At 72.0% G+C, this 16881-nt stretch carries 18 protein-coding genes and 1 tRNA gene; 9 read left to right on the top strand and 10 right to left on the bottom strand.

Translation table 11 applies throughout. The annotated features are described in order from the left end of the window. The first annotated feature begins 78 nt into the window (after positions 1-78). Positions 79-381, top strand: coding sequence for a hypothetical protein (locus FV230_RS02090; protein WP_147841045.1), 303 nt, complete (start codon positions 79-81; stop codon positions 379-381). Between the two features lie 37 nt (positions 382-418). Here FV230_RS02090 and FV230_RS02085 read toward each other — a convergent pair whose 3' ends face one another. The 6 genes from FV230_RS02085 to FV230_RS02060 all read right to left on the bottom strand — a co-directional run bounded on the left by FV230_RS02085 (position 419) and on the right by FV230_RS02060 (position 5058). Further along, positions 419-1321, bottom strand: a complete 903-nt coding sequence (locus FV230_RS02085; RefSeq protein WP_348642118.1) for a DMT family transporter — start codon at positions 1319-1321, stop codon at positions 419-421. A gap of 55 nt (positions 1322-1376) precedes the next feature. Further along, the gene (gene infA / locus FV230_RS02080; RefSeq protein ID WP_147025743.1) at positions 1377-1652 is read right to left on the bottom strand and encodes a translation initiation factor IF-1; all 276 of its coding nucleotides are present in this window, start codon (positions 1650-1652) and stop codon (positions 1377-1379) included. A gap of 235 nt (positions 1653-1887) precedes the next feature. Then, a complete protein-coding gene (locus FV230_RS02075) occupies positions 1888-2994 on the bottom strand; it encodes a branched-chain amino acid ABC transporter substrate-binding protein (RefSeq protein WP_147841043.1) in 1107 nt (368 codons plus the stop codon). A 143-nt stretch (positions 2995-3137) separates the two neighbouring features. Beyond that, the gene (locus tag FV230_RS02070; protein WP_147841042.1) at positions 3138-3665 is read right to left on the bottom strand and encodes an MmcB family DNA repair protein; all 528 of its coding nucleotides are present in this window, start codon (positions 3663-3665) and stop codon (positions 3138-3140) included. An 83-nt stretch (positions 3666-3748) separates the two neighbouring features. Next, a complete protein-coding gene (locus FV230_RS02065; RefSeq protein WP_147841041.1) occupies positions 3749-4537 on the bottom strand; it encodes a cobalamin-binding protein in 789 nt (262 codons plus the stop codon). Continuing rightward, positions 4537-5058, bottom strand: a complete 522-nt coding sequence (locus tag FV230_RS02060) for a DedA family protein (RefSeq protein WP_147841040.1) — start codon at positions 5056-5058, stop codon at positions 4537-4539. The genes FV230_RS02065 and FV230_RS02060 overlap by 1 nt, the downstream gene beginning before the upstream one ends. A 93-nt stretch (positions 5059-5151) precedes the next feature. On the opposite strand from FV230_RS02060, the gene pdxY reads away from it, so the two are divergent. The 4 genes from pdxY to FV230_RS02040 all read left to right on the top strand — a co-directional run bounded on the left by pdxY (position 5152) and on the right by FV230_RS02040 (position 8526). After that, positions 5152-6000 carry a pyridoxal kinase PdxY gene (gene pdxY / locus FV230_RS02055; protein ID WP_147841039.1) on the top strand — a complete coding sequence of 283 codons (849 nt, stop codon included), beginning with the start codon at positions 5152-5154 and terminating at the stop codon, positions 5998-6000. A 22-nt stretch (positions 6001-6022) separates the two neighbouring features. Continuing rightward, the gene (locus tag FV230_RS02050) at positions 6023-6907 is read left to right on the top strand and encodes a PhzF family phenazine biosynthesis protein (RefSeq protein ID WP_147841038.1); all 885 of its coding nucleotides are present in this window, start codon (positions 6023-6025) and stop codon (positions 6905-6907) included. Then, the gene (locus tag FV230_RS02045; protein ID WP_147841037.1) at positions 6900-7655 is read left to right on the top strand and encodes an NUDIX hydrolase; all 756 of its coding nucleotides are present in this window, start codon (positions 6900-6902) and stop codon (positions 7653-7655) included. Before FV230_RS02050 ends, FV230_RS02045 begins: the two co-directional genes overlap by 8 nt. An 85-nt stretch (positions 7656-7740) precedes the next feature. Then, positions 7741-8526: a 3-hydroxybutyrate dehydrogenase gene (locus tag FV230_RS02040; protein WP_147726179.1), complete on the top strand. Its 786-nt coding sequence runs from the start codon at positions 7741-7743 to the stop codon at positions 8524-8526. A 76-nt stretch (positions 8527-8602) separates the two neighbouring features. Here the strand turns inward: FV230_RS02040 and FV230_RS02035 are convergent, their stop codons facing one another. The 3 genes from FV230_RS02035 to FV230_RS02025 all read right to left on the bottom strand — a co-directional run bounded on the left by FV230_RS02035 (position 8603) and on the right by FV230_RS02025 (position 10251). Continuing rightward, positions 8603-9034 (bottom strand): CsbD family protein, encoded by a 432-nt coding sequence (locus FV230_RS02035; protein ID WP_147841036.1) that lies wholly within the window; start codon positions 9032-9034, stop codon positions 8603-8605. Positions 9035-9123: 89 nt separating this feature from the next. After that, the gene (locus FV230_RS02030; RefSeq protein ID WP_147726177.1) at positions 9124-9252 is read right to left on the bottom strand and encodes a TFIIS helical bundle-like domain containing protein; all 129 of its coding nucleotides are present in this window, start codon (positions 9250-9252) and stop codon (positions 9124-9126) included. A gap of 120 nt (positions 9253-9372) precedes the next feature. Further along, positions 9373-10251: an alpha/beta hydrolase gene (locus FV230_RS02025; RefSeq protein ID WP_147841035.1), complete on the bottom strand. Its 879-nt coding sequence runs from the start codon at positions 10249-10251 to the stop codon at positions 9373-9375. A 211-nt stretch (positions 10252-10462) separates the two neighbouring features. On the opposite strand from FV230_RS02025, the gene FV230_RS02020 reads away from it, so the two are divergent. The 3 genes from FV230_RS02020 to FV230_RS02010 all read left to right on the top strand — a co-directional run bounded on the left by FV230_RS02020 (position 10463) and on the right by FV230_RS02010 (position 14479). Then, positions 10463-11713 (top strand): nucleoside transporter C-terminal domain-containing protein, encoded by a 1251-nt coding sequence (locus tag FV230_RS02020; RefSeq protein ID WP_147841034.1) that lies wholly within the window; start codon positions 10463-10465, stop codon positions 11711-11713. 152 nt (positions 11714-11865) lie between these two features. Then, positions 11866-13281, top strand: coding sequence for a cytochrome P450 (locus FV230_RS02015; RefSeq protein ID WP_147841033.1), 1416 nt, complete (start codon positions 11866-11868; stop codon positions 13279-13281). A gap of 151 nt (positions 13282-13432) precedes the next feature. Continuing rightward, positions 13433-14479, top strand: coding sequence for a KpsF/GutQ family sugar-phosphate isomerase (locus tag FV230_RS02010; protein WP_147841032.1), 1047 nt, complete (start codon positions 13433-13435; stop codon positions 14477-14479). A 157-nt stretch (positions 14480-14636) separates the two neighbouring features. Here FV230_RS02010 and FV230_RS02005 read toward each other — a convergent pair. Continuing rightward, a tRNA-His gene (locus FV230_RS02005) sits at positions 14637-14713 on the bottom strand. A 131-nt stretch (positions 14714-14844) separates the two neighbouring features. On the opposite strand from FV230_RS02005, the gene FV230_RS02000 reads away from it, so the two are divergent. Then, positions 14845-16692, top strand: coding sequence for a chloride channel protein (locus tag FV230_RS02000; protein WP_147841077.1), 1848 nt, complete (start codon positions 14845-14847; stop codon positions 16690-16692). Positions 16693-16881 lie beyond the last annotated feature (189 nt).

Here is a 16881-nt window from a genome sequence, read left to right as displayed (position 1 = left end):
TCGAAGCCTGCGGCGTTCGCATTTCGTTTACGAACTGGCCGGACATTGCGACCACGACAGATCCCGAGGGGACGAACCATGATCCGAACTCTTTCCGTTGCTCTCCTCGCCGGGAGCCTCGTCGCCGCAGCACCCGCGGCTGAAGCCCGTGACGGCATCGGCGCCGGCGGCGCAGCCGCGCTCGGCGTGCTCGGCGGCCTCGCCGTCGGCGGCGCGATCGCCTCCTCGCAGAACGGCTACTATCCCGGCCAGCCGGTCTACCGCGCCCCGCGCCCGGTCTACGTCGAGGAAGATTACGGCCCGGTCTGCCACTTCGAGCGCCGCCGGACGATCGACGCCTACGGCGACGTGTTCATCCGCCGCGTCCGCGTCTGCGAATAAGCGATCGATCCGCGGCCGGTGGCAGCACCGGCCGCGCTCAAGGTCTCGGCCGGTCCCGCGGCGCGGCGGGCTCGACGATGGCCGGGCCTGGGCCGCGCCCGAGCCGTTCCGCGCAGAAGATGCCGCCGAGCACCAGGGCCAGCGCGACGGCCTCATTGGTGCCGAAGGGCTCGCCGACCACGAGCACGGCGAGCCCGGCGCCGAAGATCGGCACGAGATTGACGAACAGGCCGGCCCGGTTCGGCCCGATCAGCTCGACACCGCGCATGAAGAACAGCTGCGCGGCCAGCGACGGCCCGAGCGCGACGAACACCACGATCGCCCAGCCCTCGATCCCTGGCCAGATCACCCGGCCGGACGCCGCCTCGATCGCCAGAAGCGGCAGGGAGGTGACGAAGGCCATCAGCGCCATCGCCGCGAAGAAGCTCAGCCCGGAAATGGCCGGGCGGTGCGGCAGGGCGATGGTGTAGCCGGCATAGAACAGGCAGGCGATGAAGATCAGCACGTCGCCGCGATTGAAGCCGAGGGTGGCGAGCACGTGCCAGTCGCCGTGCGTCGCGGCCACCGCCGCGCCGAGGAGGGTCACGAGCACGCCGATCGCTTGGCCGGACGTGACCCGGGTCCGATAGAGACCGAAGTTCATCAGAATCACCAGAACGGGGATCGAGCCCTGGAACAGGGCGAGGTTGATCGCGCTGGTGTAGGCCCCGGCGGCGTAGAACAGGCTGTTGAACGCCGTGTAGCCAAGGCCGCCCATCAGAAGGACGAGCCGCCAATGGCCACGCATGCCCGGCCAATCGGCCGCGATGCGGCGCCGGGCGAACAGCCACAGCACAACGCAGACCACGGCCCAGCGCAGCGACGTGATCGCTTGCGGCGAGACGTGGCCCGGCGCCCACTTCCCCGCCACCGCGTTGCCCGCCCAGAGCAGGGCGGTCAACGTCAGGAGGGGATAGGCCGCGACGGTCCGGGGAGGCGTGGGAATCGCCGGCCGCTCAGCGGCGGCGGAACTGGCCGCCGCGCACCGGCGGACGCGGGCCGGCCGAGCGCTCGTCCTTGTGACGGAACACGAGGCGGCCCTTCTCGAGGTCGTAGGGCGACATCTCGACGGTGACGCGGTCGCCGGCCAGCGTTTTGATGCGGTTCTTCTTCATCTTGCCGGCAGTGTAGGCGACGATCTCGTGGCCCTGGTCGAGCTGCACCCGGTAGCGCGCATCCGGCAGGATCTCGAGAACGAGACCGTCGAACTGCATCAATTCTTCTTTCGCCATTCACCCTCTCCAGTCGGACCGTCTGGAAGCAGGCGTTCCGGCGCACGATCTTTCGTCACGGCAATTCGATGAACGCGGCGGCGGCGGGTCCGTATCCGGAGGCGCCAAGCCATCGAGCGTCGGGCACGATGTAGGGGCCTCCCGCCACGCAAGCAAGCTTCGCCGCCTCGCGACCACGGCGGCGTCGACACAAAAAGCGCCGTTCCCGGACGATTCCTGTGCGAAACGGTTGATCCTACGGCGCTGTCTCGTTGCCCGCGTAATCGAGCCGGCCGTCCGGCGCACGCTTCCAGACTCTGAGGGCTACGGCACCCGAGCTGGGGTCGCCCTGCGCATCGAAGGCGATTTCGCCCTGGATCGTGCGGAAGGGCGCCCCCCGGAGTGCTGCGGCAACCGTGCGCCCGTCCCGAGACTTCGCCCGGTCGACCGCCTGCGCCAGCACCTCGACCGCCGCATAGGTCGGCCCGGCGAGCGCATCGGCCTCCGCGGTGCGGGGCGGGCGGCCCCTGACCTCGGGAAGCCGCGCCGGCTCGGCCGGGACGGTCATCACCGTCCCCTCGCCGGCGGCCGACGCGAGCGTCGCGAAGTCCCGGTCGAGGATGCCGTCGCTCGCCACCAGCCGGGCGGTCGACCCGGCGTCGCGCATCGCGTGCGCGAGCGTCGCCGCCTCCGGCGCCAGCCCGCCGAAGTAGACCGTGTCGACGCGGGCGGCCTTCAGCGTCGCGGCGAGGTCCGCAGCGTCCCGGCTGCCGCGCGGCAGGCTCTCGAACGCGACCTCGGGCCTGCCGGCGGCCTTGAGCGTCGCGGAGACCGCGTCCGCGAGGCCGCGGCCGAAGGTGGTTCGGTCGTGGACGATGGCGACGCGGCGCCCGGCTTCGTGCGCGAGCAGGTAGCGGCCGGCGGCCTCGCCCTGCTGCGCGTCGCCGGCGACGATGCGGAACAGGGTCGCGTGGCCCCGGCGCGTCAGCGCGGCCCAGGACGCGCCCGGCGTGACCACGACGATGCCGGCATCGTCGTAGATCGCGGCGGTGGCGGCCGCGACCGAGGATTCGAGCGGCCCGACCACGAGGCGGATGCCGTCCGCGGCGAAGCGCCTGGCGACCGCGACGCCCTGCTTCGCGTCGCCGGCATCGTCCGCGACCACCAGCGCGAGCTTGCGGCCGGACGCGCCGGCCGCGCGGTTGAGGTCGGCGACGGCCTGCTCGGCGCCGAGCCGCATGCCCTGGCCGAAGGCGGCGTCCGGCCCGGTGAGCGGCGCCGACATTCCGATCTTGGTGACCGTCTGAGCCGCGGCCGGCGCAGCGAGCAGAAGTGCCGTGACGATCCCGATCAGTGCGCGCATCGAAACCCATACCGCAGCGGCCGGAGCGGCGGCCGCGATGACCTCGGGACAGCTTAGCCGCCGCGCCGCGCTGGCGAAAGCGAAGCGGCGCCGGTCCGACGGTCGATCAGCACGCCGTGCTTCCGGGCATGACGACCAGGCTTTCAGAGCGCGCCGTCGCGGATCGCGCCCGGATCGGCGAGGCTGTGCAGGACCCGGGCGGCGCTGTGGGCGAAGCGCAGCGTCACGGCCTTGCGGCGCGGGCCGGAGAGCGGGTGCTCGGGCGCCTCGCGGATCACCAGCCCGCCGAAGGCGTCGGCGACGATCAGGCCGCATTCGTCCGGGATCAGCGATTCCGGCACCGTGTCCGGGATCGCGAAGAAGAAGCGGTCGCAGAAGTCGCGGTAGTCGGGCCATTTCCGGTCGGCGCGGAAGTCCGCCACGCTCGACTTGATCTCGACGATGGTCAGGCGCCCGGCGCCGCACAGGGCGATCACGTCGGCGCGCCGCCCGTTGACCAGCGAGAACTCGGGCAGGGTGGCGCAGCCCATCTCGGAGAACAGGCGGCGCACCCCGCGCTGGATCTTCAGCGCCGTCGGCGACTGGCGCCGGTCGGGCGGCAGGATCAGGTCCGGCGCGGCGTCGACCGTGCGGGCTTCGGCCGGAAGAGCATGAGCGAGGGCTGACGACATCGTCTCTCGTGTGGCGGCCTGTGCCGAATCGGGACGGCGCATCTTGCCAAGCCCGGACCGCGCTTGTCACCTGCGGCCGGAGATCACGCGAGCGATCCTGCCAGCGCCGCGCGGATCGCGGCGAATCCGTCCGTGAGCACGGCCGGGCCGGGCTGCAGGATCAGCGGCGACTTGATCTCGTGGATGCGGCCGTCCCGCACCGCCGGGATCGCCGCCCATCCCGGGCGGGATGCGATGCGCGCGACGTTGACCTTCTTCCCGCACCACGAGGCCAGGATGACGTCGGGCGCCGCCGCGATCACGGCCTCGGGCGCGACGATCCGGTCGACGGCGGCGGCCATCCGGGCGCGGTCGGGAAACACGTCGTCGCCGCCGGCGAGGCCGATCAGCTCCGAGACCCAGCCGATGCCGGAGATCATCGGCTCGTCCCATTCCTCGAAATAGACGCGGGGCCGCCGACGGCCCGCGACCTCGGCGGCCGCCCGTGCCAACGCGTCGGCATAACCCTGCGCCAGGGCGTCGGCCCGGTCCGGCACGCCGACGAGGGCGCCGAGCGTGCGGATCATCGCGAGGCAGCCGGCGACGTCGCGCTGGTTGAACAGGTGCACGGCGATCCCGGCCCGGGCGAGGTCGGCGGCGATGTTCGCCTGGAGATCGGAGAAGGCGAGGACGAGATCCGGCTCGAGCGCGAGGATCTTCGGCAGATCCGCGCTGGTGAAGGCCGACACGCGCGGCTTCTCGCGCCGGACCCGCGGCGGACGCACGGCATAGCCCGACACCCCGACGATGCGGCGCTCCTGGCCGAGCAGGTACAGCGTCTCGACGGTCTCCTCGGTGAGGCAGATGATGCGCTCGGGTGGAAACCGGCGCATCAGCCCTGGAACCACGCCAGCAGCCCGGCACCCGGTGCCAGGAGCACGAAGGCCCAGACGAGGGCCGAGAGGACGTTGGCCACCTGGAACGGCAGCCGGGCGACCCCGAACATGCCGGCGATCAGCGGCACCACCGCGCGGGCGGGCCCGAAGAACCGCCCAAGCGCCACCGCCGCCGCGCCCCAGCGCTTCAGGAAGACCTCGCCCTTGGCGACCATCTCGGGGTAGCGCCGCATCGGCCACAGGCGCTTGGCGCCCTCGCCGTAGGACCGGCCGAACTCGTAGGAGAGCCAATCGCCGAGGGCTGCGCCGACGGCCGCCGCGGCCACCACCGGCCAGAACGCGATGTCGGTCGCCCCGATCATCGCGCCGATGCCGATCAGGATCACGGTGGCCGGCACCAGCAGCGACAGAAAGGCGATGGATTCGCAGAAGGCCAACGCGCCGACGATCAGCGGCGTCCACGCCCGGTGCGCCTCGACGAAGGCGAGGGCGGAGGCGCGCAGCGATTCGAAATCCATGGTCCGCCTTGTCGAGGATGGGGGGTGCCGGGTGCGCGGGATGCCGAAAGCCGGTAACACGCCGCGGAGGCCACGCGTGCCGGGGAGATCGCGATGAACATCCTGTCGATCCAGTCCCACGTCGCCTACGGCCATGTCGGCAACGCCTCCGCGGTGTTTCCGATGCAGCGGCTCGGGGTCGAGGTCTGGCCGATCCACACGGTGCAGTTCTCCAACCACACCGGCTACGGGGCCTGGCGCGGACGCGTCTTCGACGGACCGGCGGTCGAGGATCTGGTGGCCGGCATCCGCGAGCGCGGGGTGCTCGGCACCTGCGACGGCGTCCTGTCCGGATACATGGGCTCGGCCGACATCGGCACCGCGATCCTCGGCGCGGTCGATGCGGTGCGGACCGAGAACGCCCGGGCGCTTTACGCCTGCGACCCAGTGATCGGCGACACCGGCCGCGGCGTCTACGTCCGCCCCGGCATCGCCGAGTTCATGGCCGAGCGCGCGGTGCCCGCCGCCGACATCGTGACGCCGAACCAGTTCGAGCTCGACCTGCTCACCGGCCTGCCGACCGGCACGTTGGCGCAGGCCAAGCGCGCGGTCGCCGCCCTGCAGGAACGCGGACCGCGGGTGGTGCTCGTCACCTCGCTCGTCACCGACGCGACCCCGCCCGACGCCATCGACCTGCTGGCCGGGGAGGGCGGCACGTTCTGGCGGGTGCGCACGCCCCGCCTCGACCTGTCGGTGAACGGAGCAGGCGATTGCATCGCCGCGCTGTTCCTCGTCCACTACGCCCGCACCGGCTCGGCGGCGCTGGCGCTCGGCATGGCGGCGGCCTCGGTCTACGGCGTCCTGCGGCGCACGCTGGCGGAAGGCTCGCGCGAGATCCTCACCGTGGCGGCGCAGGACGAGTTCGTGGCGCCGACCGAGACGTTTCCGGTGGAGACGGTCTGAGAGCGAGAGAAGGAACCTCTGGATGCCGCGCCGCTTCGTCACCCTGGATGTGTTCACGACGCAGGCCCTGGCCGGCAACCCGCTCGCCGTGGTGCTTGAGGCCGACGGGCTCGACGACGGGGCGATGCAGGCGATCGCCCGGGAGTTCAACCTGTCGGAGACGGTGTTCGTGATGCCGCCGGACGAGCCGCGGCACCGGGCGAGGCTCCGGATCTTCACGCCGACTCGCGAGCTGCCCTTCGCCGGGCATCCGACCATCGGCACCGCAATCCTGCTGGCCCTGCGCGAGGCGCGGCCCGAGGGGGCCGACGCCGTCGCGTTCGGTCTGGAAGAGGCGGTGGGCACGATCCCCTGCGTGGTCGAAACAGGCGACGGAGGGGGCCGCGCCCGCTTCAGGCTCCCGATCCTGCCGGACTACCTCGGCGAGGCTGCCGACGCCGCCGCTCTCGCGGCCGCGTTCGGGCTGGCGCCCGACGATATCGGCTTCGGGCGGCACCGGCCGAGCCGGCACGGCGTCGGCCCGAGCTTCACCTTCGTTCCGGTCGCCTCACCGGACCGTCTCGACGCGGCGCGACCGGGCACGCTGGCCGGCACTTCGGACGGCTTCCTGCTCTACGCGCCGGACACGGCGGAGACCGGTCTCGCCTTCCAGGCCCGGATGTTCGCCCCCGCCCTCGGCGTGGCCGAGGACCCGGCGACGGGCTCCGCGGCCGCCGCCTTCGCCGGCGTGCTGATGCAGTTCGAGCCGCTCGGCGACGGCACGCACGACGTCGCGATCACGCAAGGGGTCGCGATGGGCCGCCCGAGCGCGATCGCGCTGCAGGTCGTGGTCGAGGCCGGCGGCCTGCGCTCGGTCGAGATCGGCGGGGCGGCGGTGATCGTGTCGGAAGGCGTGCTCCATGTCTGATGCGGCGACGCCGGACTCACGGCCGTACGGTTTCGAGGTCGTCCGCCTCGCGCGCCTCGAAGCCCGGCTGGTGACCTACGATTGGGCCTGGGCGCGCGACAACGCCGAGCGCATCGAGCAGAACTGGATGCGGCGGCGGGCGGCGCAGCCCGCCCTGTTCGACGGGCCGGTGCTGGTGGCCTGCGGCTGCGCGATCGACGGCGACAGCTGCCGCCTGGACCTGTTCGAGACGCCGTATTCGCGCTTCCTGGCCTATCGCGACGGCGGATCGCCGGACGGGCACGTCGCCAACGCCTTCGCGGCGATCGTGCCGTGGAGCGCCGACGGCGCGGTCCTGCTCGGGCGGATGGGCGTGCATACGGCCAATGCCGGGCAGATCTACTTTCCCTGCGGCACGCCGGACCTCGACGACGTGCGCGGCGAGGCGGTCGACTTCTCGGGGAGCGCCGCGCGCGAGCTTCTGGAGGAGACCGGCCTCCGGGTGCCCGACGGGGCGACCGAGGACTGGGTCTGCCTGCGCGGCGAGGGCCAGCTCGCCTTCCTGCGGCCCGTCCGCTTCGCCGAGGACGCCGCCGCCCTGATCGAACGCATGGAGATCCACGCGCTGGGCGAGGACGAGCCCGAGCTCGCCGGGATCGTGGCGGTGCGCGAGGCCGCCGACATCGAGGCGGCGATGCCCGGCTTCGTGCGCGCCTACCTCGCCAGCGCCTTCGAGGCCGAGACCGGCGCCGCCGAGGTGACGCCCTGATCCGTCCGTGACCCGGATGCGTCGACAACCGGCGGTGCATCGGGCAGGCTTTCTTAGCCGTTTCGTCGCCATCCCGGAGTTCCGCATGACCCTGAAATCCAAGACCGCGATCGTCACCGGCTCGACCAGCGGGATCGGGCTGTGCATCGCGCGAGCCCTGGCGCGGGACGGGGCAAACGTGGTGCTGAACGGTTTCGGGGAGGCCGACGCGATCGAGACGGCGCGCGCCGGGATCGAATCCGAGTTCGGCGTGCGGGCGCATCATTCGGCCGCCGACATGACGAAGCCGACCGAGATCGGCGAGATGGTGCGCGAGGCGGAAGCCCGCTTCGGCTCCGTCGACGTGCTCGTCAACAACGCCGGCATCCAGTTCGTGTCGGCGATCGAGGAGTTCCCGGGCGCGAAGTGGGAGCAGATCATCGCGATCAACCTGTCCTCGGCCTTCTACGCGATGCAGGCGGCGATCCCGGGGATGAAGGCGCGCGGCTGGGGGCGGATCATCAACACCGCCTCGGCCCACTCGCTGGTCGCCTCGCCGTACAAGTCGGCCTACGTCGCGGCCAAGCACGGCATCGCCGGCCTGACCAAGACCGCGGGGCTGGAGCTTGCCACGCACAAGATCACGGTGAACTGCATCTCGCCCGGCTACGTCTGGACGCCGCTCGTCGAGGCGCAGATCCCCGATACGATGAAGGCGCGTGGGCTGACCAAGGAGCAGGTGATTGACGAGGTGCTGCTGAAGGCGCAACCGACGAAGGAGTTCGTCACCGTCGACCAGGTCGCCGCGCTCGCCCTGTTCCTGTGCTCGGACGCCGCCAGCCAGATCACCGGCACCAACATCGCCATGGATGGCGGCTGGACAGCGCAGTAGCCCGCAGGCGAAAGCACCCCGCCGGTCAACCGGCGGGGTGCTTCGATGGCGCAGGATTTTGCAACGCGGGCTGCGTTTAGCGACGCCCGTGCAGCAGCAGGGCAAGGCCGTAACCGACGGCGCCGGCGAGCACCAGCGCGATCAGCGGATTCTCCTCGACCCGCGAGCTGACCGCCTGGCGGCCGTCGCGCAGGTAGTCGCCGCGGCGGTCGTAGGCGTCCGAGGCGTAGTCCGTGACGTTGTCGGCGACGTCGCGCAGCTTGCTGCGTGCCTGCCCGTAGGCGTCCTTGGCCTGCCCGTAGGCCTCCTGGGCGCGGTCGCCGGCCTCGTCGGCGACGTTGCGCACGGTGTCCTTGGCCTGACCGTAGGCCTCCTGCGTCTTGCCGCCGGCCTCGCGAAGGCGGCCTTCCGCCGAGTCGCGGTTGGACCCGACGAAGTCGCCGGCCGCACCCTGAATCTTGCCGCCAAGCTCCTTGGCACCGCCGACGATGCGATCCGTATCGACCATGGTCATCTCCTACCCGTCAGTTCTGCGCGTTTGATGGCGGCGTGACCCACGCCGCCCGTCGATCCGTGCCCGCCCGAGCGGGGTGCCGGCTACTTGCCGAGGATCTTGGTCACGAGGCGCCCGATCGGCGAGGCGGAGCTCGCGTTGCGGTCGTCGCGAACGACCTGGCGATCCTCGTTCCCGAGAAGCTTCGTGACGATGCGTCCGATCAGGCTCATGGTTCTCTCCGCGCGATGGGCGCCGCCGGGCGGCGCAGCTTGACCTCTCAACGGCCGATCGCCGCAGCCCGTTCCGTCGCAACGGAGGCGGTCGCGGCGCGGACCGGCGTCTTGCTGGAGCTACTGGTGGCTTTGCAGGAACTCCGCCGCCGCATCGAGGGAGCGGCGCGCCTCCGGCAACATGCTGTGCGCGAACTGCCAGACATGGGCGACCACCGGGAACACCGTCAGGGACACGGTGACGCTGGCCGCCCGCGCCTTCTCGGCCATCCGCACCGAATCGTCGCGCAGCACCTCCCGCTCGCCGACGTGGAACAGCAGCGGCGGCAGGCCGGCGAGATCCGCGAAGAGCGGCGAGATCCGCGGGTCGGCGGGATCGGCCCCGCCGAGATACATCGGCCCGAGGTTGATCAGCGCCCGCGGGTCGAACATCGCGTCGCGCCGGGCATTGCTGACGCGCGAGCCGTCCTCGGCGAGGAAGTCGGTGACCGGCGAGAACAGGGCGGCGGCCGTCGGAAGAGGCAGCCCGCGGTCGCGGGCCGCCAGCATCGCGACGAGCGCCAGGTTGCCGCCGGCGGAATCGCCGGCGATCGCCGCCGGCCCGAGCGCGGCGAGGGCGTTCCAGGCCGCGCACGCATCCTCGACGCCGGCCGGAAACGGGTGCTCCGGTGCGAGCCGGTAATCGGCGGCGAAGATCGTGAAGCCGCGCTCGGCCAGCGCGCCCGTCACCGGGCGATGCGATTTCGGCGAGCAGGCGACGAAGCCGCCGCCGTGCAGGTAGAGCAGCCGCCGCTCCGGTCCCTCGGGGCGGACCGGCCTGACCCATTCGCCGGGTATCCCGCCGACGGCGCCGGCCTCGTAGGTCGCGCCGGACGGATCCGGGAACGTCCGGCCGCCGAAGACCGCCCGGATCTTGCCCACGTCGTCCATCGCGCCGAGGCGGTTCCGGACGTTGCGCCTGACCATGTAGGACGCGAGATGCGCACGCAGGCTCGCCATGATGTCGTCTGCTCCGGATCTTCGATTGGGCCACGGGACGGCGCCCGGCACGATATGGTCCGGGCCCCGGCGATGAACAGCCGGGGTCACGTTCCGATCCGGGATCGATCCAGCACCCGCGGGGAAACGACCGCGTGTCGATCGCGCCGGGAAAAGCTTGGCCCGAAGCTTCCATGGCCGTCCCGATCAGCCAGCCGAGTTCCGAGATCCGATGTTCGACCGCCTCCTGCATGCCGGCCTCAGCATCCTTCTGCTGCTCGCCGTCGCCGTCCTACTCTCGACGAACCGGCGTGCGATCCGGCCCCGCGTGGTGCTCGCCGCGCTCGGTCTACAGGTCGGCCTCGGCGCGCTGATCCTGTTCGTCCCGTCCGGCCAGTCCGGCCTCTCTGCCGCGGCCGGCTTCGTCCAGACCGTGCTCGGTTACGGCGACCGCGGCACCGCATTCCTGTTCGGCGGCCTCGTCGAGCCGCGGATGTTCGAGCTGTTCGGCGGCAGCGGCTTCATCCTGGCGCTTCGGGTGCTGCCGCAGATCCTCTACGTCTCGGCGCTGATCGGCGTGCTGTATCACGTCGGGATCATGCAGGCCGCCGCCCGCATCGTCGGCGCCGGCCTGCGCAGGCTGGTCGGCACCAGCCCGATCGAGTCGTTCTCGGCGGTGATCACCATCGCCATCGGGCAGAGCGAGATCGCGGTGGCGCTGCGCCCGTTCCTCGCGCTCCTGACCGGGGCCGAGCTGTTCGCAGTGATGACGAGCGGCGCCGCCTCCACCGCGGGCTCGATCCTGGCCGGCTACGCGGCGCTCGGCGTGCCGATGACCTACCTGCTCGCCGCCTCGCTGATGGCGATCCCCGGCGGGCTGCTCTTCGCCAAGCTGCTGGTGCCCTCGACCGAGCCGACGCGGATCGCCACCACCCGGGTCGAGTTCGGCAAGACGCGCGCGGCCAACCTGATCGAGGCCGCGGCCGACGGCACGCAGAAGGGGCTCGCCGTCGCCGTCGCGGTCGGCGCGATGCTGATCGCCTTCGTCGGCCTGATCGCGCTCGCCGACGGCATCGTCGGCTACCTGGGCGGCCTCGCCGGATATCCGGCGGCCTCGATCCAGGGCATCCTCGGGTTCGCGCTGGCACCGCTCGCCTGGCTCCTCGGCGTGCCGTGGGAGCACGCGACGCTGGTCGGCGGCGCGATCGGGCAGAAGCTCGCCTTCAACGAGTTCTTCGCCTACGCCAACCTTTCGCCGGTGCTGAAGGGCGGCGCCATCGATTCACGCAGCCAGGCGATCGTCTGCTTCGCGCTCTGCGGCTTCGCCAACCTGTCGTCGATCGCGATCCAGCTCGCGAGCTTCTCCAGCCTCGTGCCCGAGCGCCGGTCCGAGATCGCCCGCTACGGCCTGCGCGCCATCCTCGCGGGCACCCTGTCGAACCTGACGAGCGCGGCCATCGCCGGCCTGTTCATCGCCGCGTGAGGCGGTTTGCCGGCCTCACGCCGGCGGCCGCGAACGTGTAGAACGGCGCCCGAAGACCCGACGTCGGCGACCGGTCCCTCGCGCGGGATCGGCCCCGGCGAACGGGTCGCGGACGGTGGACCGGGGCGCGTCGCCATCGGCGGAGGACGGACATGACGACGGTTCTCGACCCTACGGCGGCGCAGGCCTCCGATGGCGCGCGCGCCGCGACGCCGCGGATCGTGCCGCCGTTCCGGGTTCCGCCGGAGCGCGAGCCGCCGATCCTCTCCTATCTCGGCGCGCTGCGCACCAACGCCCTCGTCGGCTGGCCGCGCCGGGCCTACGACGATCTGATCACCCGCCGCAGCCTGCTCGGGCGGTCGAGCTTCACCCTGAGCGATCCGGATGCGATCCGCCGGGTGCTCGTCGACAACCAGGCGAACTATGCCCGCACCGCCGGCTCCGTGCGGATCCTGCGCCCGATCCTCGGCGACGGCGTCCTGATCAGCGAGGGCGCGTCCTGGCGCCATCAGCGGCGCTCGCTGGCGCCGGCCTTCACCCCGAAGGCGATCGACGGTCTCGTCCCGCTGATCGACCGCGCGATCGGCGACGCGCTCGGCGAGTTCGACGTCGCCGCCGCGCGCGGCCCCGTCGCCCTGTTCGCCGCCCTTCACCGGCTGGCCCTCGAGATCGCCGGGCGCAGCATGTTCTCGGTAGCGATGGATCGGCACGGGGACGCGCTGCGCGGCTTCATCGCCGAGTATTCCGAGCGCCTCGGCCGGCCCCACCTCCTCGACATCCTGATGCCGCCGACCTGGCGGGCGCCCCTCGACTTTCCGCGCGCCCGGTTCCGGAAGCGCTGGACGCCCTTCCTCGGCCAGATCATCGAAGCGCGGGCCGCCGACGGGACCCCGCGCACCCATCGCGACCTGCTCGACCTGCTGATGGCCGCCCGCAATCCCGAGACCGGGGCGGCCTTCAGCTACGCCGAGGTCCGCGACCAGGTCGCGACCATGATCCTGGCCGGGCACGAGACCACCGCGGTGCTCCTGTTCTGGGCCGCCTACATGCTGGCGCTGGCGCCCGAGCTGCAGGAGCAGGTGGCGCGCGAGGTGCAGGGCGCGGACCTCGCCGCCCCGGCCGGCTGCGCGCAGGACGGGCGCCTGCCGCTGACCCGCGCGGTGATCGACGAGACGATGCGGCTCTATCCGCCGGCCTTCGTCATCGTGCGACGCGCGCTCGAAGCCGACCGCGTCGCCGGCGTGGAGATCGCGGCCGGCGACATCGTGATGATCTCGCCCTGGGTGCTGCACCGGCACCGCCGCCTCTGGGACGACCCGCACGCCTTCGATCCGGGCCGCTTCCTGCCCGGCGCCCCGGCGATCCCGCGCTACGCCTATCTCCCCTTCGGCGTCGGCCCGCGGGTCTGCATCGGCGCGCATTTCGCCCTCACCGAGGCGGTGCTGGCGCTCGCCCGCATCGTCGGCCGGTTCAGGATCTCGCTCGCCGATACCCGCCCGGTGCTGCCGGCGGCCGTCGTGACGACCCAGCCCGAGCACGCACCGGACTTCCACCTGGTGCCGCGCTGACGGCCCCCCGTGCCGGCCCGCTGCGACATCGCGCCGTCACATTTAAACCACGGCCCGAACCTAGGCGTAGCGTCGCCCGACGACCGGGCACGATGCCGTTCCAGCCTGCCCGGTGCGCGTTCTCGATGCCGGGATCCTATGCGGATGCCCCATGTCGCACGTCACCGCGTTCCCGATCGCGCAGAAGCCCTCCAAAGCGGCGTCGCCGCGCCTTCATGCGGTCGCCGCAGGCGAGGGCGATCCGCGCGCCATCGCGGTGCGCAGCCTCCGCCTCGGCATGTCGGCGCTCGATGAGGTCATCGCGCTTCTGGACGGCGACCTCGGCGTCGCGTTCGAGCGGGCGGTCGAGACCATCCTATCGGTGAAGGGCCGCGTCATCGTCTGCGGCATCGGCAAGAGCGGCCATGTCGGGCGCAAGCTCGCCGCGACGCTGGCCTCCACCGGCACGCACGCCTTCTTCGTCCACCCCACCGAGGCGAGCCACGGCGACCTGGGCATGATCGCCGCCGACGACGTGATCGTCGCACTGTCGTGGTCGGGCGAGACGGTGGAGCTCGGCGACCTCGTCAGCTTCTCGCGCCGCTTCTCGATCCCCCTGATCGCGATCACCTGCAACGCCGACAGCACGCTCGGCCGCGCGGCGGACGTGCTGCTCGCCCTGCCGAAGGTGCGCGAATCCTGCCCCCACGACCTCGCGCCCACCACCTCGAGCCTGATCCAGCTGGCGCTCGGCGACGCCCTCGCGGTGGCGCTCGTCGAGCAGCGCGGCTTCACCTCGGCGCGCTTCAAGACGCTCCATCCCGGCGGCACCCTCGCCGCACACCTGAAGACCGTGCGCCAGCTCATGCACACCGGCGACGAGGTGCCGCTCGTGCCCGACACGATGGTGATGTCCGACGTCCTGATCGAGATCACCCGGCGCCGCTACGGTTGCGTCGGCGTCGTCGACGCGGACGGGCACCTGATCGGCATCGTCACCGACGGCGACTTGCGCCGCCACATGGGCCCGGCGATCCTCGACACCACCGTTCAGCAGGTGATGACGGCCGCCCCGGTGGTGGTCGAGGCCGACCTCCTGGCGAGCGCCGCCCTGGAGGTGATGAACCGCAAGCGCATCACGGCGATCTTCGTGGTCGAAGCCGGCCGCCCCGCCGGCATCCTGCACATCCACGACCTGCTCCGCGCCGGCGTGGTGTGACCCCCGCGGCCGCACCCTCGCGGATGCGGCTCGAAGCTTCGTCTGCGAAAGCGCAGTCGGGCTTGAGCAAGGGGCGGGGGGAATGCGGACCCGATCATCCACAAACGAAAAAGGGGCCGGCGCTTCGCCAACCCCTCGCATCGCCCGTCGAAATCGATGGTACCACCGCCCCGGCTCGAACGGGGGACCTCTTGATCCACAATCAAGCGCTCTAACCAACTGAGCTACGGCGGCACTGCGGCGGGGTGTATCGTGGCGGCGGCGGCATTTCAAGCGGGTTCGACACCACGCCTGCGCCTGTGGACTGAGGCGTGCGCGAACCCGTAAGGATCGGGCGTGACCTGTCGTCCCACGCCCGCGCCGCGATGAGCCAGACCGCCGAGACCCCGCGCCGCCGCTGGGACCGCGCGACCCTGGTCCAGGCGCCCGGCCGGCTCCGCGTCCTCGTCCGCCGCAGCGAGGTCGGGCTCGTGGTGCTCTCCGGCCTGACCGGATGCGTCGCCGGCGCGGCGGTGGCGGGGATGAACGTCGCGACGCAGGGCCTTCGCGAGGCGCTGTACCGCCTGCCGCACGGGACCCGCCTCAGCGCGGCCGACGCCGTGACGCCGCTCGCCCTGCTCGTCGGCCCCTGCCTCGGCGGCATCCTGCTCGGCCTCGTGATCCTCGCAGCCAACGCGATCCGCGGGCGGCGGAGGCGGCCGGTGATCGATCCGATCGAGGCCAACGCGCTCCATGGCGGCCGGATGTCGCTGCGCGACAGCGTCTACGTCGCCGTGCAGAACGTCATCTCGAACGGAAGCGGCGCCTCGGTCGGGCTCGAGGCGGGCTATACGCAGATCTGCGGCGGCCTCGCCTCGCGCCTCGGCATCGCCTTCGAGATGCGGCGCAACGACCTGCGCACGCTGGTCGGCTGCGGATCGGCCGCGGCGATCGCCGCCGCCTTCGGGGCGCCGCTGACCGGCGCGTTCTACGCCTTCGAGCTGATCATCGGCACCTACTCGATCGCGACGCTGACGCCGGTGGTGGTGGCCGCCTTGTGCGGCAGCCTGGTCTCGCGGAGCCTGGTCGCGGCCCAGCCTCTGGTCGCCCTCGACAACGTCCAGGCGGTGACGACGGCCGCGGTGACCGGCGCCGACACCCTGCCGAGCCTCGTCCTCGGCCTGTTCTGCGCCGGCCTCGGCATCCTGATCATGCGCGGCGTCACGCTGGTCGAGCAGGGCGTGGCGGCGACGCGGATCCCGCGGGTGGCCGGACCCGCGCTCGGGGGCCTTTGCGTCGGCGCGCTGGCGCTCGCGATCGGCCCGCAGGTGCTGTCCGGCGGGCACGGCGCTCTCCACGTCCACTTCGCGGACGGGGCCGAGGGCTACGGCACGGCGGCGCTCGTTCTGCTGTTCGTCGGCAAGGCGACGGCCTCGGCGATCTCGATCGGGTCGGGGTTCCGCGGAGGCCTGTTCTTCGCCTCGCTGTTCCTCGGTGCGCTCGCCGGCAAGCTGTTCGCGATGGTCGCGCCGGCGGTGATTCCGGGGCTCGCCGCCTTCGGGCTGACGCCGCTCGCCTATGCGGTGATCGGCATGAGCGCACTCGCGGTCGCCGTCATCGGCGGCCCGCTCACCATGACGTTCCTGGCGCTGGAAGTGACCGGCAGCCTGCCGATCACCGGCCTCGTCCTCGTCGCGGTGATCGCCTCGTCGCTCACCGTGCGGAAGACCTTCGGCTACTCCTTCGCCACCTGGCGCTTCCACCTGCGCGGCGAGAGCATCCGCAGCGCCCACGACGTCGGCTGGATCCGCAGCCTGACGGTCGGTCGGCTGATGCGCAAGGACGTGCGCACCATCCCCCTCGATACGCCGATGGCGACCTTCCTGCGGGCGCACCCGCTCGGATCGCCCTCGCGGGTGATCGTGGTGGACGAGGCAGGCCGCTACGCCGGCATCGTCCTGGTGCCCGAGGCCCATGCCGCCGCGCGCGACGCGAGCGAGACGCCGGCGACGCTCGCCGACGTGCTGCACCACCCCGACGACATCCTGACGCCCGAGCTGAACGCCAAGGAAGCCTCGGCGGCCTTCGACCGCACCGAGAGCGAGGCGCTCGCCGTGGTCGACTCGATCCGCGACCGGCAGGTCATCGGCATGCTCACGGAGAGCCACACCTTGAAGCGCTACAGCGACGAGCTCGACCGCCAGCGCCGCGCGATGCAGGGCGAGACGGACTGATCGACGGCCGACCGGCGCTCAGCGCGGGCGGCGCCCGACGCTGACGACGTTGCTCGGGCGGGCCTTCCGCTCGGGGAGGATGTCCTCGACCTTCCGGACGATGCTGGCGGCGTCGAGGCCGGCCTCGGCGTACATCTTGTCCGGGCTGTCGTGGTCCTGATAGCTGTCGGGCAGGGTCATCGTGCGCAC

Origin of the sequence: Methylobacterium sp. WL6 (genome assembly GCF_008040095.1) — a bacterium.
Classification (GTDB): domain Bacteria; phylum Pseudomonadota; class Alphaproteobacteria; order Rhizobiales; family Beijerinckiaceae; genus Methylobacterium.
Note: the sequence above shows the minus strand (reverse complement) of the source record. Positions and strands in the feature narration are given on the sequence as shown.